Origin of the sequence: Amycolatopsis antarctica, assembly GCF_002262875.1 — a bacterium.
GTDB lineage: Bacteria > Actinomycetota > Actinomycetes > Mycobacteriales > Pseudonocardiaceae > Amycolatopsis > Amycolatopsis antarctica.
Genome location: NZ_NKYE01000010.1, coordinates 14,459 through 29,826 on the forward strand (window position 1 = coordinate 14,459; position 15,368 = coordinate 29,826).

General features: G+C 71.3%; 14 protein-coding genes. 9 read left to right on the plus strand and 5 right to left on the minus strand.

From position 1 onward, the window contains the following. Positions 1 to 76: 76 nt before the first annotated feature. The 4 genes from CFN78_RS17060 (at position 77) to CFN78_RS17075 (ending at position 5,588) form a co-directional block, all read left to right on the plus strand. Positions 77 to 3,202 carry an arabinosyltransferase domain-containing protein gene (locus CFN78_RS17060; RefSeq protein ID WP_094863821.1) on the plus strand — a complete coding sequence of 1,042 codons (3,126 nt, stop codon included), beginning with the start codon at positions 77 to 79 and terminating at the stop codon, positions 3,200 to 3,202. 424 nt (positions 3,203 to 3,626) lie between these two features. Further along, positions 3,627 to 4,508, plus strand: coding sequence for an ABC transporter ATP-binding protein (locus tag CFN78_RS17065; RefSeq protein ID WP_205660552.1), 882 nt, complete (start codon positions 3,627 to 3,629; stop codon positions 4,506 to 4,508). Beyond that, a complete protein-coding gene (locus CFN78_RS17070) occupies positions 4,505 to 5,356 on the plus strand; it encodes an ABC transporter permease (protein WP_094863823.1) in 852 nt (283 codons plus the stop codon). The genes CFN78_RS17065 and CFN78_RS17070 overlap by 4 nt, the downstream gene beginning before the upstream one ends. Positions 5,357 to 5,378: 22 nt before the next feature. Then, positions 5,379 to 5,588 (plus strand): helix-turn-helix transcriptional regulator, encoded by a 210-nt coding sequence (locus CFN78_RS17075; protein WP_094863985.1) that lies wholly within the window; start codon positions 5,379 to 5,381, stop codon positions 5,586 to 5,588. A 19-nt stretch (positions 5,589 to 5,607) separates the two neighbouring features. Here CFN78_RS17075 and CFN78_RS17080 read toward each other — a convergent pair whose 3' ends face one another. Together CFN78_RS17080 and ilvD are read right to left on the minus strand one after the other, a co-directional pair. Continuing rightward, the gene (locus tag CFN78_RS17080) at positions 5,608 to 6,054 is read right to left on the minus strand and encodes an SRPBCC family protein (RefSeq protein ID WP_094863824.1); all 447 of its coding nucleotides are present in this window, start codon (positions 6,052 to 6,054) and stop codon (positions 5,608 to 5,610) included. A 120-nt stretch (positions 6,055 to 6,174) separates the two neighbouring features. Beyond that, entirely contained in the window at positions 6,175 to 7,872 is a 1,698-nt protein-coding gene (gene ilvD / locus CFN78_RS17085; protein ID WP_094863825.1) for a dihydroxy-acid dehydratase, read from the minus strand. A gap of 150 nt (positions 7,873 to 8,022) precedes the next feature. Here ilvD and CFN78_RS17090 point away from each other — a divergent pair, with 150 nt between their 5' ends. Beyond that, the gene (locus CFN78_RS17090) at positions 8,023 to 10,488 is read left to right on the plus strand and encodes a Tex family protein (RefSeq protein WP_420807897.1); all 2,466 of its coding nucleotides are present in this window, start codon (positions 8,023 to 8,025) and stop codon (positions 10,486 to 10,488) included. Positions 10,489 to 10,533: 45 nt separating this feature from the next. Next, a complete protein-coding gene (locus CFN78_RS17095; protein ID WP_094863827.1) occupies positions 10,534 to 10,995 on the plus strand; it encodes a GreA/GreB family elongation factor in 462 nt (153 codons plus the stop codon). Between the two features lie 96 nt (positions 10,996 to 11,091). Here CFN78_RS17095 and CFN78_RS17100 read toward each other — a convergent pair whose 3' ends face one another. Together CFN78_RS17100 and CFN78_RS17105 are read right to left on the minus strand one after the other, a co-directional pair. Then, positions 11,092 to 11,868 carry an isocitrate lyase/PEP mutase family protein gene (locus CFN78_RS17100; protein ID WP_094863828.1) on the minus strand — a complete coding sequence of 259 codons (777 nt, stop codon included), beginning with the start codon at positions 11,866 to 11,868 and terminating at the stop codon, positions 11,092 to 11,094. Continuing rightward, positions 11,865 to 12,563 (minus strand): hypothetical protein, encoded by a 699-nt coding sequence (locus CFN78_RS17105; protein ID WP_240519509.1) that lies wholly within the window; start codon positions 12,561 to 12,563, stop codon positions 11,865 to 11,867. The genes CFN78_RS17100 and CFN78_RS17105 overlap by 4 nt, the downstream gene beginning before the upstream one ends. Positions 12,564 to 12,628: 65 nt before the next feature. On the opposite strand from CFN78_RS17105, the gene CFN78_RS17110 reads away from it, so the two are divergent. The 3 genes from CFN78_RS17110 to CFN78_RS17120 all read left to right on the plus strand — a co-directional run bounded on the left by CFN78_RS17110 (position 12,629) and on the right by CFN78_RS17120 (position 14,481). Then, entirely contained in the window at positions 12,629 to 13,360 is a 732-nt protein-coding gene (locus CFN78_RS17110; RefSeq protein WP_094863829.1) for an ArsR/SmtB family transcription factor, read from the plus strand. Between the two features lie 105 nt (positions 13,361 to 13,465). Further along, positions 13,466 to 13,879: a cold-shock protein gene (locus tag CFN78_RS17115; RefSeq protein WP_094863830.1), complete on the plus strand. Its 414-nt coding sequence runs from the start codon at positions 13,466 to 13,468 to the stop codon at positions 13,877 to 13,879. 11 nt (positions 13,880 to 13,890) lie between these two features. Then, positions 13,891 to 14,481, plus strand: coding sequence for a pentapeptide repeat-containing protein (locus CFN78_RS17120; RefSeq protein ID WP_240519510.1), 591 nt, complete (start codon positions 13,891 to 13,893; stop codon positions 14,479 to 14,481). A gap of 24 nt (positions 14,482 to 14,505) precedes the next feature. Here the strand turns inward: CFN78_RS17120 and CFN78_RS17125 are convergent, their stop codons facing one another. Continuing rightward, on the minus strand, positions 14,506 to 15,336 hold the full coding sequence (locus CFN78_RS17125) for an alpha/beta fold hydrolase (RefSeq protein WP_094863987.1): 831 nt from the start codon (positions 15,334 to 15,336) through the stop codon (positions 14,506 to 14,508). Positions 15,337 to 15,368: the final 32 nt, after the last annotated feature.

The window sequence follows — 15,368 nt, forward strand, 5'->3', positions numbered from 1 at the left end:
GTTCCCACGCGGGCACCCGCGACTTGCGGGAGCCCTGCGCAAGGCCGCTTTCACGAACAGGCTAGCGTGGTCGGCGATGCGGTTAGCGACCTCTTCCCGGACGGACACCCGTGATCAGGGTGACGAGCCGTCCGACACCACACCGGGAGACGACGACACCCCGCGGTCTCGAAACCAGTTCTGGCGCCGACTCGCCACCGTGCTGGGACTCGTGGCCGCCGCGTGCGCCGTCGCCTTCCCATTCCTGCCCGTAGTCCAGGACACGGCCAAGATCGTCTGGCCGAACGGCGGCGAGATCAAGCCGGTCAACGCGCCGCTGACCTCGTACTGGGCACAGGACATGCAGGTGCGGATCCCCTGCGCCACAACGCAGTCCCTGGACTCACGGTCCACCGGCTCGGCACAGTTGTTCTCCACGATCCCGGCCGCCCGGTCCGAAGAGGGCGCGGGCATGCAGATCCGCGTGGACGACGGGATGATCTTCGCCTTCAGCCGCGGCGAGCAGATCGTCCGCGCTCCCCTGCCCGCACAGGGCTGTGACATCACCGTCGCCTCGGACGCGAAACGCACCACCGTCAACGTCGGCGGCGTCCCCGTGTCGGACCAGGACGGCGACGTCCGGCCCCGGGTGATCGGCATCTACTCCGAGATCACCGCGGTCGACGCGGAGGTGGACGGCCTCGACGTCTCGATCACCCCGGACACGCGCTACCAGTCCTCACCGACCGGCTGGAAGATCGCGGTCGCGATCATCGGCCTGCTCGCCCTGGTCGGCTGCCTGATCTCGGTGTACCGGCTCGACTCGGGGGTGGCCCGCCGCGCGCCGCGCTGGGCGCCGATCGGCTGGTGGCGGCTCACCGGCCGCGACGTCACGGTCATTGCCGCACTGGGTGCCTGGGTGTTCATCGGCCCGGTCACCTCGGACGACGGCTACATCCTCACCATGGCCAGGGCCACCGAGGACACCGGTTACCTGCCGAACTACCACCGCTGGTTCGGGGTGGCCGAGGCGCCGTTCGGCTGGTTCTACCACGTCTACGAGATGATGGCGCACGTCAGCACGGTCCCGCCGTGGATCAGGCTGCCGTCGTTCCTGCTCGGCGTACTGAGCTGGCTGCTGATCAGCCGCGAGGTGATGCCCCGGCTGGGCAAGGACATCCGCAGCAGCCGGGCAGCGGGCTGGGCCGCCGCGGTGGTCTTCCTCGTCTGGTGGATGCCGTTCAACAACGGCACCCGGCCGGAGCCCGTCGCCGCCGTCGGCTCGCTGATCGCGATCTGCGCGGTGGAGCGGACGCTGGTGACCCGGCGAATGCTGCCGCTGTGCCTCGGCCTGCTGGCGGCCGCGCTGACGCTGGCCGCGACGCCGACCGGGCTGATCGCCGTCGCCCCCTTCCTGGTCGCCGCGAAACCGCTGTTTCAGCTCCTGCGCCAGCGGGCACGGGAGGGCTGGCTGCCGGTGCTCGGGCCGATCCTCGGCGCCGGGCTGACCGTGCTGCTCGTCGTGTTCGCCGACCAGACCTTCGCCACCGTCACCGAGGCCACCCGCCTGCGCACCCAGGTCGGCCCGAACCTGGCATGGTTCGAGGAGCTGGCCCGCTACCAGCTCCTGTTCGAGAACTCCGCCGACGGCTCGCTCACCCGCCGCTTCCCGGTGCTGCTGCTGATCCTGTGCACCGGCGCCTGCATGGTGGTGCTGCTGCGCCGCGGCCGGATCCAGGGTGCGGCACTCGGACCGAGCCGCAGGCTGATCGGCACGGTCGCGCTGTTCTTCCTGCTGCTGGCGCTGACCCCGACGAAGTGGACGCACCACTTCGGCGCGTTCGCCGCGGTCGGGGCCGCGATGGCGGCGTTGACGGCACTGGCCGTCAGTTCGACCGTGCTGCGGTCGAAACGCAACCAGGCGGGGTTCGTGTCGGGGCTGCTCGTGGTGGCCGCGTTCGCGGCAACCGGCCCGAACGCGTACTGGTTCGTCTCCGACATCGGCGTCCCGTGGTTCGACAAGGCCCCCTCGATCGGTGGCATCGGCGTGTCGACCGTGCTGTTGATCGGCGCGGCGATCGCCGGGATCATCGCGTTCGTCGAGAACGTCCGGATGCACCGGCCCGGTCCGCCGCCCGATCCGCACGAACGGCGCAACCGGGCACTGAAGCTCGGCTCGTTGTCCCTGGTGATCGTCTGCGGCATGGTGGCGCTGGCCGAGTTCGCGAGCATGGCCAAGGCGATCCACAAGCAGCGCGGCAGCTACAGCCTCGGCGCCGCCAACCTGGAACACCTCACCGGCAGCAGTTGCAACCTCTCCGATCACGTGATGGTGGAGCGCGACCCGCTGGCCAGTGTGCTGGCGGAACTGCCCGACGTCGGTGACGGCGCCGCGCTGAGCGGCTTCCACACCTCGGCGTCCACGAACGGCGACCCGCTGGACAAGCCGCCGCACGGATTCACCACCGACGCCGTCCCGATGTGGAGCAGCTACCTCGACTCGGAGACGCCCACCGGACGTTTGCGATCGGGCTGGTACGGGCTGCCCGCCGACCTGTACGGCGGTCAGGTCGTCATCGCGACGAACACCCTGCCCGGCAAGGCGACGAGCGTGAACCTGGAATTCGGCAGCCAGACCGAGGACGGCATCGCGATCGAGCGCAGCGTGCCGGTGCTGCGCGACGGCGGCGGTTCCGGTTCCTGGAGCGATGCCCGGTTCAACCTGGGCGACCTGCCGAAGGGCGTCACCATGGTCCGGGTGACCGGCGTCGACAACGATCTCACCGAGGACGGCTGGGTGGCCGCCACCGCACCCCGCGTGCCGACGTTCACTTCGCTCACCCAGAAGGTCGGCAACAAGCCCGTCTACACGGACTGGCCCGCGTCGTTCGTCTACCCCTGCATGCAGCCCGCCTCCACCAGGGACGGGATCTCCGAGGTGCCCGCCTATCGCGTGACGGCCGGGGACCTGGCCAACGAGGGTGACGTCGCCAGCAACAAGGGCGGCGGGCCGAACGGCTGGCTGGAGGAGGTCGCCGACCAGCCGGAGGTGCCCAGCTTCCTGCAGGGCGCACCGAGCCAGCCGTGGGGCAAGCTGCTGGAGATCGACCCGTACACCGAGGGAGAGGAACCCACGGTCGTGCGCGATCGCGTGGTCCGTCCCGGCTGGTGGTCACCCGGCCCCGGACCGTCCCAGGCCGACGGCAAGAACCCCACCCGCTGACCCCACCCCGTGTCACGCGCTACGGCACCCCGTGTCGGGCGCAACGGCAGGCCGTGTCGGGCGCTACGGCAGGCCGTGTCACGCGCAACGGCAGGCCGTGTCGGGCGCTACGCCAGGCCGAGCACCGCTGCCGTCCCCGTCCGACGGTTCGGCGGCTCCGCACGACCCGGCGCGGGCCGTCGAACCGCACATCGCCACACCCGGCGGACAGCGACCAAGCCGGGCATCCGATAACGAAATCACCGTCCTCTTTGATGTATCCCTGCGGCACGATGTAGCACAATTGCTACATTCGGCAGCACATCGAAGATGGGGGTGACACATGACGGTCCATACGGCAGACGCCGACGGCAGGAGCGGTCCGGCCGCGACGTCCGGGAGCCCGTCGACGGACGGCCCGGTGATCGACGTCAACGATCTCCGCATGCGGTACGGCACCAACGACGTGCTCAACGGGGTCAGCTTCACCGCACGACGGGGCGAGATCCTGGCCCTGCTGGGGCCGAACGGCGCGGGCAAAACGACGACGATCGAGATCCTCGAAGGATTCCGGATGCGCTCGGCAGGCGAGGCACGGGTACTCGGGACCGATCCGGCGCAGGGCGGGGAGGAGTGGCGGGCCGGACTCGGCGTGGTGCTGCAGTCGTGGCGCGACCACGCCAAGTGGCGGGTGCGCGAACTGCTGCACCACCTCGGCACCTTCTACACGCCCTACGCCACCGAGCAGTCGCCGCGACCGTGGGACGCCGACGAACTGGTCGCCGCGGTGGGGCTGACCGCGCACGCGAACAAGAAGGTGATGAGCCTGTCCGGCGGTCAGCGCAGGCGGCTCGACGTGGCGATCGGCATCGTCGGCAGGCCGGAGGTGCTGTTCCTGGACGAGCCGACGGTCGGCTTCGACCCGGAGGCACGCCGGGAGTTCCACGATCTGGTGCACCGTCTCGCCGACGAGCGCACCACGATCCTGCTCACGACGCACGACCTCGACGAGGCGGAGAAGCTGGCCGATCGGATCCTGATCCTCGCCGGCGGGCGGATCATCGCCGACGGTTCGGCGGACGAGCTCTCCCGGAAGATGTCCACCGGCGCCGAGGTGCGCTGGGCCCGGGACGGGCAGCGGTTCGTGCACACCACCACCGAGGCCACACCGTTCGTCCGGGAGCTGTTCGCCCAGCACGGCGACGGTATCGAGGATCTGGAGGTCCGGCGCGCCAGCCTGGAGGACACGTACATGGCGATGGTGCAGCAGCACGAGGCCGGCGACACCGAGGCCGCCGCGCGCGAGTTCGAGGAGGTCGGCGGATGAACTCCACCATGACGGCCCTGCGTCCGGGATTCCGGCGGGGCATGATCGAACTGCGTCAGACGTTCACCAACGGTCAGGACCTGTTCGGTCAGTTCTTCTGGCCGGCGATCATGATCGTCGTGATGCTTTTCCTGCGGGACAACCAGTTCGAGGGCGTACCGCTGAACGTCGCGAGTTTCGCCCTGCCGAGCGTGCTGGGCATGAACATCGGCTTCACCGGCCTGACCTACCTGGCGCAGTTGCTGACGGTGGAACGCGAGGACGGCACGCTGCTGCGGGCGAAGGCCGTGCCGAACGGCATGTCCGGGTACCTGATCGGCAAGATCGTCACCGTCTCGGGCATCACGCTGATCGGTGTCCTGATCATCCTCATCCCGGGGGTGATCCTGTTCGACGGTCTGGCGCTGAACAGCGTCGGCTCCTGGCTGACCTTCGCCTGGGTGACGTTGCTCGGCCTGGTCGCCACCCTGCCGATCGGCGCGGTGATCGGTTCGCTGATGAAGAGTCCACGCTCGCTGGGGCTGATCATGCTGCCGCTGATGGGGCTGGTGGGAGTCTCGGGCATCTTCTTCCCGCTCTCCTCGCTGCCGGAGTGGCTGCAGATCGTGGCGCAGATCCTGCCGATCTACTGGCTCGGCCTCGGTATGCGCTCGGCGATGCTGCCCGACCAGGCCGTGATGATCGAGATCGGCGAGTCCTGGCGGCACCTGGAGACCCTGGGCGTGCTGGGTGTCTGGGCGATCGTCGGACTGACGCTGGCACCGATGGTGCTGCGCAGGATGGCACGGCGGGAGTCCGGTTCGAGCGTGGCGGCGCGCCGCGAGAAGGCCCTGCAACGTGTCGGGTGAGGCGATCTACAACCGCATCGCGATGCTCCGCTCCGAGCGGGGCATCTCGCGGCGGCAGCTCGCCGAAGCGCTGGGAGTGCACTACCAGACGATCGGTTACCTGGAACGTGGCGAGTACAGCCCCAGCCTGCACCTGGCGCTGCGGATCGCGGAGTACTTCGAGGTCGCGGTGGAGGTCATCTTCTCCACCGCGCCCTTCCCCCGCATCGGCGCGGCCGAGCGTTCGGCCTGACCCGCCGGGGCGTTCGTGGTCAGCGTCGTTCGCAGCGGCGTTTGAGTGATCGCGCCTCGGTCTCGACGTGCCTGCGCGTCAGGCCGGTGAGGAACATCCCGGCGAGTGGCGCCAGTAGGCCACGTTGCTCGATCCCGAGCCGGACGGTGACCCCGCCGTCCGACTCGGCGACCAGCCGGTGGAAGCCGAAGGTGCGCACCCCGGGGCTGTGGGTGAACCAGGTGAACGACTTGTGCCGCTGGAAGTCGGTGACCCGCCAGACGGTGGCGGGCAGGCCGGGCTGCTTGATCCGCACCTGGGAACCGAGACCGAACGGGCCGTCGTCCAGACGCCGTACCGCGGTGACCGAGTCGGTCCACTCCGGCCAGCGTTCGACGTCGATCATCACCTGCCAGACGACGCCGGCCGCGGCCTCGACCTGCCGCGACACCTCGTGCTCCACGCCTGCCCTCCCCCGTTGGCTCATGCCCCTGCACGACGCATCTGCACGTGCGCCGTCATGGTGCATGGTGCACTCTGTCAAACCGTCACCACAGTGAGCAAGATCCGACCGGCCCTATTTCCTCCAGGTCACGCCCGGCGGCGGTCAGGAGCAGACCGCGCCCTGAGCGGCCGAACCCACCAGCCGGGCGTACTTGCTCAGCACCCCGGTGCGGCGGGTGAGCTCGGGCGGCGTCCAGCCGTCCGCCCTGCGCCGCAATTCCGCCTCGTCGACGAGCACGTCGAGGGTGCTCGCCTCCATGTCCAGGACGATCCGGTCGCCGTCGCGGACGAACGCGATCGGGCCGCCGTGGGCGGCCTCCGGCGCCACGTGACCGATGCACAGGCCCGTGGTGCCACCGGAGAAGCGGCCGTCGGTGAGCAGCAGGACGTCCTTGCCGAGGCCCGCGCCCTTGATCGCCCCGGTGACCGCCAGCATCTCCCGCATCCCCGGACCGCCACGCGGTCCCTCGTAGCGGATCACCACGACGTCCCCCTGCCGCAGCGAGGACAGCGCGTCCATCGCCGCCTGCTCCCCGTCGAAGACCCGGGCGGTTCCCTCGAAGCGGGTGGAGTCGAAGCCCGCGCTCTTCACCACGGCCCCCTCCGGGGCGAGCGAGCCGTGCAGGATGGTGATCCCGCCCGTCGGGTGGATGGGGTCGGCCAGCGTGCGCACCACCTCACCGTCCAGCCCGGGCGGTGCCAGTTCGTCGAGGTTCTCGGCGAGGGTGCGACCGGTGACGGTGAGACAGTCGCCGTGCAGCAAACCGGCGTCCAGCAACGCTTTCAGCACCACCGGCACGCCGCCGACGCGGTCGACGGCGGTCATCACGTGCCTGCCGAACGGTTTCACGTCGGCGAGGTGCGGCACCCGCTCGCCGATCCGGGTGAAGTCGTCCAGGGTCAGCTCCACCTCCGCCTCGTGCGCGATCGCCAGCAGGTGCAGGACCGCGTTCGTGGAGCCGCCCAGTGCCATCACGACGGCGATCGCGTTCTCGAACGCCTCGCGGGTCAGGATGTCGCGCGCGGTGATTCCCTTGCGCAGCAAGCCGATCACCGCCTCGCCACTGGCACGGGCGTAGCCGTCGCGGCGGCGGTCGGCCGAGGGCGGGCTGGCCGAACCGGGCAGCGACATGCCCAGCGCCTCGGCGGCGCAGGCCATCGTGTTGGCCGTGTACATGCCGCCGCAGGCGCCCTCGCCGGGACAGATCGCGCGTTCGATCTTGTCCACCTGCTCACGGGAGATCAGTCCGCGGGCGCACGCCCCGACGGCCTCGAAGGCATCGATGATCGTCACCTCGCGGCCGTCGACGGTGCCCGGCATGATCGAGCCCGCGTAGAGGAACACCGAGGCCACGTCCAGGCGCGCGGCGGCCATCAGCATGCCGGGCAGGCTCTTGTCGCAGCCGGCCAGCAGGATCGAGCCGTCCAGGCGCTCGGCCTGCATGACCGTTTCCACGGAGTCCGCGATCACCTCCCGGGAGACCAGCGAGAAATGCATGCCCTCGTGGCCCATGGAGATGCCGTCCGAAACGGAGATGGTGCCGAACTCCATGCCGAAGCCGCCGCCCGCCGCGACCCCCTGCTTGCTCGCCTGCGCGAGACGCTGCAGGGACAGGTTGCACGGGGTGATCTCGTTCCACGAGGACGCGATGCCGATCTGCGGCTTGGCGAAGTCCTCGTCGCCCATGCCGACCGCGCGCAGCATCCCCCGTGCCGCCGCCCGTTCCAGGCCGTCGGTGACCTCACGGCTGCGCGGCTTGAGGTCGTGGGAGTTACCTGGCGTTTCTCCGTGGCCCGTCATGTCCCGATGATGCACCACATACCCGGAGTCCGCGGCCCGGCGCGGCCAGGGAGAATGCGCATTCCGGAACGAGCCCTGCGCGGCGGGGGAACAGTGTGGAACGCGGCGTCCCACCAGGGGTGGCGGGACGCGGACGGAGGGTGGTTGACGGTGTCGGTCGCACAGTCGGTGAACCAGCGCATCGCCGAGGAACTCGGCGTACGCGAGGGTCAGGTACGCGCCGCGGTGGAGTTGCTGGACGGCGGGTCGACGGTGCCGTTCATCGCCCGCTACCGCAAGGAAGTGACCGGCACACTCGACGACGCCCAGCTCCGCGCGCTGGAGGAACGCCTGCGCTACCTGCGTGAACTGGACGAGCGGCGCACCGCGATCCTGGAGTCCATCCGCGAACAGGGCAAGCTCGACGACGCACTTGAGGCCCGGATCAGGGCCGCCGACTCGAAGGCCCGCCTCGAGGACATCTACCTGCCGTTCAAGCAGAAGCGGCGGACGAAGGCGCAGATCGCCCGCGAGGCAGGGCTGGAACCGCTCGCCGACGGCCTGCTCGGCGACCCGTCCGTGGAGCCGAAGGCGGCCGCCGCCGCGTTCGTCAACCCCGGGGCCGAAGGTGACCTGGCGGTCGCCGACGCCGAGGCCGCGCTCACCGGGGCCAGGGCGATCCTGGTCGAACGCTTCGCCGAGGACGCCGACCTGATCGGTGAACTGCGCGAGACCATGTGGAAGAAGGGCAGGCTCGCGTCGAAGGTGCGCGCGGGCAAGGAGACCGAGGGCACGAAGTTCGCCGACTACTTCGAGTTCGACGAGCCCTTCCCGAAGCTGCCCTCGCACCGGGTGCTGGCGATGTTCCGCGGGGAGAAGGAGGAGGTGCTCGACCTGACCGTCGAGCCGCTGCCCGCCCCGCCCGAGGACTCGGCCGCCGCGCAGGGCCCGACCGAGTACGAGACGCGGATCGCCGCCCGCTTCGGCATCGCCGACCACGGCAGGCCCGCCGACAGGTGGCTGGGCGACACGGTGCGCTGGGCGTGGCGCACGAAGATCCTGCTGCACCTCGGCATCGACGTCCGGATGCAGCTCCGGCAGGGCGCGGAGGACGAGGCGGTGCGCGTGTTCGCCTCGAACCTGCGGGACCTGCTGCTCGCCGCGCCCGCCGGGACGCGCGCCACGATGGGCCTCGATCCCGGTTACCGCACCGGGGTGAAGGTCGCCGTCGTCGACGCGACCGGCAAGGTCGTCGCCACCGACACCATCTACCCGCACAAGCCGCAGGGCCGCTGGGACGAGGCCCTGGTCAGCATCGAGCGGCTGGCCCGCGCGCACGACGTGCAGCTCATCGCGATCGGCAACGGCACGGCGTCCCGGGAGACCGACAAGCTCGCCGCGGAACTGGTGAAGCTGCGCCCCGAGCTGAAGCTGACGAAGGTGATGGTCTCCGAGGCGGGCGCCTCGGTGTACTCGGCCTCGGCGTTCGCCTCCCAGGAACTGCCCGAGCTGGACGTCTCGCTGCGCGGCGCCGTGTCGATCGCGCGGCGGCTGCAGGACCCGCTGGCGGAGCTGGTGAAGATCGACCCGAAGTCCATCGGCGTCGGCCAGTACCAGCACGACCTCGCGGAGTTCAAGCTGTCCCGTTCGCTCGACGCCGTCGTCGAGGACTGCGTGAACGCGGTCGGCGTGGACGTGAACACCGCGTCCGCTCCCCTGCTCACCCGCGTCTCCGGGATCGGCTCGGGGCTGGCCGAGAACATCGTGCTGCACCGGGACGACAACGGCCCGTTCCGCACCCGTACCGCGCTGAAGGAGGTCGCGCGGCTCGGCCCGAAGGCGTTCGAGCAGTGCGCGGGCTTCCTGCGGATCAACGGTGACGATCCGCTCGACGCGTCCAGCGTGCACCCGGAGGCGTACCCGGTGGTGCGGCGGATCGTGCGGGCGGCCGGTGTGGACACCAAGTCCCTGCTGGGCAACGCCAGGGCGCTGCGCGACCTGAAGCCGACCGACTTCGTCGACGACACCTTCGGCCTGCCGACGGTCACCGACATCCTGACCGAACTGGAGAAGCCGGGCCGCGACCCGCGGCCCGAGTTCACCACCGCGACCTTCGCCGACGGCGTCGAGAAGGTCACCGACCTCAAGCCCGGCATGCGGCTGGAGGGCGTGGTCACCAACGTCGCCGCCTTCGGCGCGTTCGTCGACGTCGGCGTGCACCAGGACGGTCTCGTGCACGTCTCGGCGATGTCGTACGACTACGTCTCGGACCCGCGCGAGGTCGTCAAGCCGGGCGACGTGGTGAAGGTCAAGGTTCTCGGCGTCGACGTCGACCGCAAGCGCATCTCGCTCACGCTGCGCCTCGACGACGAGGTGAAGGCGAACGGCGAGGGCGGCGAGAACACCTCCCGGGGCGGCGGACGGCGCGGCCAGGGCGGTCCGCAGGGCGGTCCGCAGGGCGGTCCGCGCGGCGGCGGCCAGCGCGGTGACGGTCAGCGCGGCGGCGGGCAGCGGGGCGGCGGGCAGCGCAAGGGCGGTGGAGTCCAGGGCGGTCAGGGCGGCGGTCAGGGCGGCGGTTCGGGCGACGGCGGGGCCATGGCGGACGCGCTGCGGCGCGCCGGTTTCGGGAAAGGCTGACGCGAGCGCTGGCGAGCGGGCGGACTCCGCTGGACAATGGCTGCCATGACGTCCACGAGTGGTTTGAGCGAGTCCGCCCGCACCAGGCTGGAGCAGGAGCTCGCCCAGGTGCAGCAGCAACGGGACGCGCTCGCGCCGAGGCTGAGCGAGGAGTCGATGGGTGACGCCGCCGACCAGGCGGACGTGCTCGAGCGGGCGGAGAACGCCGCCTGGCTCGACCGGCGCGCCACGGAGATCAGCGATCTGCTGACCGGCAAGGCGCCTTCGGTCGGCCAGGACGGGCTCGCCCCCGGCACGGTGGTGGAGCTGCGCTACGACGACGGCGACACGGAGAAGCTGCGCGTCATCGCGATCGCCGAGGAGGCCGAGGACGGCGTTCCCACCGTGACCGCGGACAGTCCCGCGGGCAAGGCGATCGCCGGACGGTCCGCGGGAGACACGGTCACCTACCGCACCCCGGGCGGCGAGGTCTCCGCCGAGATCGTGTCCCTCACCCCACCGTCCTGACCCACCCCGGCACCCGTGTCGGGCGGTACGGCACCCCGTGTCACGCGCCTGGGCACCCCGAGTCGGGCGGTACGGCACCCCGTGTCAGGCGCTGGGTCAGCCGCCGGGGATCAGGGCCTGCGCCTCGGCGTAGCTGGGCGGGGTCAGCGGTGGCTCCGCTCCCGCGCGGACGGCGAGCGCGGTGGCGACGGTCGCCCCGAGCGAGGCGCGGAACAGCAGGGAGCCGGTGCTGACTCTCCGTACACCGAGTTCGCCCAGCCGTTCCACGGTGCCGGCGCCCGGCCGGTAGAGCAGGTTCACCGGCACGTCCACGGCGTCCACGATCTCGGCGATCCGAGCGTCGCCGGACAGTCCCGGAACGAAAACGCCATCGGCGCCCGCCCCGGCGTAGGCCCGCAGACGGTCCGAAGTGGACTCCGGTTCGACGCCGAGCCAGCAGGTGTCGGTGCGGGCGTTGAGGAACAGCCGAGGTGCCGCCCGCCGCACGGCCTCGAGCACCCGCTCCTGCCGGTCCACGGGGACGAGCGTGCCCCCGGAACGGCCGTCCTCCAGGTTCACCCCTGCCACGCCGAGGTCGGCGAGTTCCGCGCACAGGGCCGCGACCTCGGCGGGGTCCTCGCTGAACCCGCCCTCGATGTCCACGCTGACCGGACACGGCAGGCGGACGAGCCCGCGGGCGAGAGCCAGAGTGGCCTCGCGGGCGAGACCCTCGGCGTCGGGCAGACCCGCTGCCAGCGCGACGCCGAGACTGGTGGTCCCGACGGCGAGGAAACCGGCGTCGAGGAGAGCGGTGGCGGTGACCTGGTCCCATGCGTTCGGCAGCAGCAGCGGTGCGGATCCGTGGTGCAGCGCGTGGAAGCGTTCCGCGGTCATCGCGCACGCGCCGCGTCGAGGGCGCCGGCGGCGATGGCGAGCGCGTGTTCCTTCCCTGGGCAGGCCCGGGGCCCGGAGCCGAATGCCGTGGACACCCCGTCGACGGTGCCGAGTTCCACCCGGACGGACGCTCCCCCGGCCGTGACGCGGCGGGTGTGCCGGACCGGTGGATCGTCGTGCAGGACGGCGGCCAGCACCGCGTCCGCATCGCCCGCGTCCCCGGCACGCTCCCGGGTGGAGGCGATCAGCGCCGCCGTCGCGTCGCATGCCTGGACGAGCAGGCAGATCCGGGCGGCCGTCCGCTCGTCGGGCGCCCCTCCGCAGGCGGCGACGAGGCGGGCGACGGCGGCGTCCTGGGCGGGCCCTCCGCCGCTGCCCGGGTGGTAGACCGACGCGATCAGCCGGACGTCCTCGGTGGACACTCCGGGCAGCCCGAGCGCGTCGGCGAGCACACGTACGGCGAGGTCGCGGCACGTCTCCGCGGCCGCGGCCACGCGCAGCGACGCCGGCTCGACGGCGGCGAGCTCGGCGACGGCGAGCGCACGGCGGCGGGCATGCGTCCCGCCTCCGGCGAACCGGGAAACGCAGGCACGCAGCCATTCCATGCCGGTCGGGGCCGGCGGGACCTGGGATCGCGGGTCGTCCAGTACCGCCCGCGCGGCCTGGCCGGCGACGCTCTGTTCCGTGACTGTCATGACCCGACCGTATGGCCGGAACGCTTCGACGGCCGGCGAAGCGTTCCGGATGCACAATGAGGCGTATGCCTGGTGGCCGGACGACGGGAGACGCGAGTGGCGAACGGCTGGCCGCCTTCGCCGGGCTGCTCGCCGACCGGACAAGGGCCACGTTGTGCCTGGCGCTGCTGGACGGCCGGGCGTGGACGGCGGGGGAACTGGCCGCGTACGCGGGCGTCGGGGCACCGACGACCACCTCCCACCTCGACCGGCTCACCGAGGCCGGTTTGCTGGTGCAGCGCAGGCAGGGCAGGCACCGCTACGTCCAGCTCGCCGGCCCGGATGTGGCCGAGTTGCTGGAGGACCTGGTCGCGCGGCTCGGTCCGGTTCCCGGACGCGGACGGTCGCTGCGGGCGTCCACCGTCGCGGCCGCGCTCGCCCGTGGACGCACTTGTTACGACCACCTCGCCGGCAGGCTGGGTGTCACGATCACCGAGGCGATGACCACGGCCGGATTTCTGGACAGGAGCGCGGGCCTGTCCCTGACCGCGGCCGGAATCGATTGGTACGCAACGGATCTGGGGGTCGATCCGACGTCGTTGCGGGCCACCCGGCGGCCGGTGGCGCGGGACTGTCTGGACTGGACGGAACGACGTTCGCACCTGGCCGGTGCCGCGGGTGCCCGGCTGTGCGAGACGCTGCTGGCGCGCGGATGGACGGTACGCGCCGGCAGCGGCCGGGCGGTGCGGTTGACCGGCGCCGGAGAGCGCGCGCTGGGCGAACGGCTGCCGCTGGACGTGGCCGCACTGCGCGGCTGAGAAGCACCGGTCGTGTGAGCGGGGGTGAACCCTCCGCCCGGCGTTATATATGGTGCGTGCGGGCGCCGGTGGTGGCGCTCACGGCGAGGCGAAGGTGGATTCCTGGTGACTACGGGTGAGGTTCTGCGGTTCGATGACACGCGCGGGTTCGGTTTCATCGCACCCGACGACGGCGGGGAGGACGTGTTCGTCCACGCCAACGATCTGCTCGACGACAAGAACAGCGTGCGCCCCGGTGCCCGCGTCTCGTTCGACGTCGAGGACGGCAACCGCGGCCTGAAGGCCACCTCGGTGCGGGTGCTGGACGATCCGCGTGGTGGTTCCCGGGCACCGGCGCGCCCGGCACGTCCGGCGCGTGACGGCGACGAACCCGGCGACGTGCTGGACACCGACGAGTACCAGCACGAGTTGACCGAGGTGCTGCTCGACGGCGTCCCCTCGCTCACCGCCGCCCAGATCGTGCAGATCCGGCAGCGTCTGGTGATCGTGGCACGGGACCACGGCTGGGTCGTGAGCTGACCCGGTCCCGAGTGGACACGGTCGAGGACGCGACGTACCGCCGTACCGACTGGTACGCCGAGAATCTCGGCGCCCGGACGTACGTGCGGTGCGTCTTCGACGATATCGATCTGACCGAGTGCTCCAGCAGGGGCGCGGTCTTCTCCGACTGCCGTTTCACGCGGGTGCGGTTCAACGCCTCCGAGCACGTCGAGTCGGCGTTCACCGGGTGTGTCTTCACGGCGTGCAATCTTTTCGACGCCGAATTCACCGGCTGCAAGCTGGTCGGCAGCGAGTTCGCGGACTGCGAGTTGCGTCCGGTGCGGGTGCTCGGCGGGGACTGGTCACTGACCATCCTGCGCGAGGCGGACCTGCGTGGCGGCTCGTTCCAGGACGTGCGGTTGCGCGAGACGGACCTGACGGACGCGAACTGCACGAAGGCGGCGCTGACCGGGTGCGACCTGTCGGGTGCACAGCTCGACGGCGTCCGGTTCGCCGGCGCGGACCTGCGCGGCAGCGACCTCGGCGACCTGGACCCCTTGCGCACCGGTGTGGCCGGGGCGATCATCGACGCCGAACAGGCCGTCGCCCTCGCCCGCGCGCTCGGTGCCGACGTCCGCTGATCGCCGCCGGCGTGCGGGCGGTCCTCAGTGGGCGCGCAGGTGTTCGAGCACCATGGCGGTGAGCACCTCCGGAACCTCCTCGGGCACCCAGTGCGTCACGTCCTCGATCAGGTGGAACCGGTACGGCCCGGTGACCCAGTTCTCGGTCGCCAGTGCCGCGGTGGAGCCGAAGGCCACGTCCTCACTGCTCCACACGTACATGGTGGGCACCTCGACGGTGCCGATCTTCCCGCCGGGCCTGCCCGCGCGGTACCAGTTCAGCGCGGCCGTCAGTGCGCCCGGTTCGGTGAGCCTGCGTACGTACTCCTCGACCTTGCTCGGCGGCACCTTCCATTCGTACATGCGCCGCAGTGCGGCGGAGTCGTTCTCCAGCATGCGCTTCTCGGTCCCGGTGGATCGCCATTCGGTCATGTACGCGGAACGGAGCTGCTGGTCCTCGTCGTCGTGCAGGGCTTCGCCGAGCGCACCGGGGTGCGGGGTGGAGACGACGCCGAGCGTGCGGAGGCGGGCGGGGTGCTCGGCCGCCGCCCACCACGCCACCGCGCCGCCCCAGTCGTGGCCGACCAGGTCGAAGCGCGCCCAACCCTGCGCGTCCGCCATGGCGAGCACGTCGCCGACGAGGCTGTCGATGCCGTACTCGGCGGCACGTTCCGGGCGGACGCCGGGCGAGTAGCCGCGCTGATCCGGTGCCACGGCGCGGAATCCGTGCGCGCCGAGGGTGGCGACGGTGTGTTCCCACGCCACGGCGGCCTGCGGGAAACCGTGCAGCAGCAGCACCGGCCTGCCGTCGACGGGCCCGGCGGCGATCGCGTCGAACGTGCCTGCCTCGGTCGGGATGCCCAGATGTTCGATCACCGTCGAAGGGTAGCGCGGTTCGCCGCGCACCC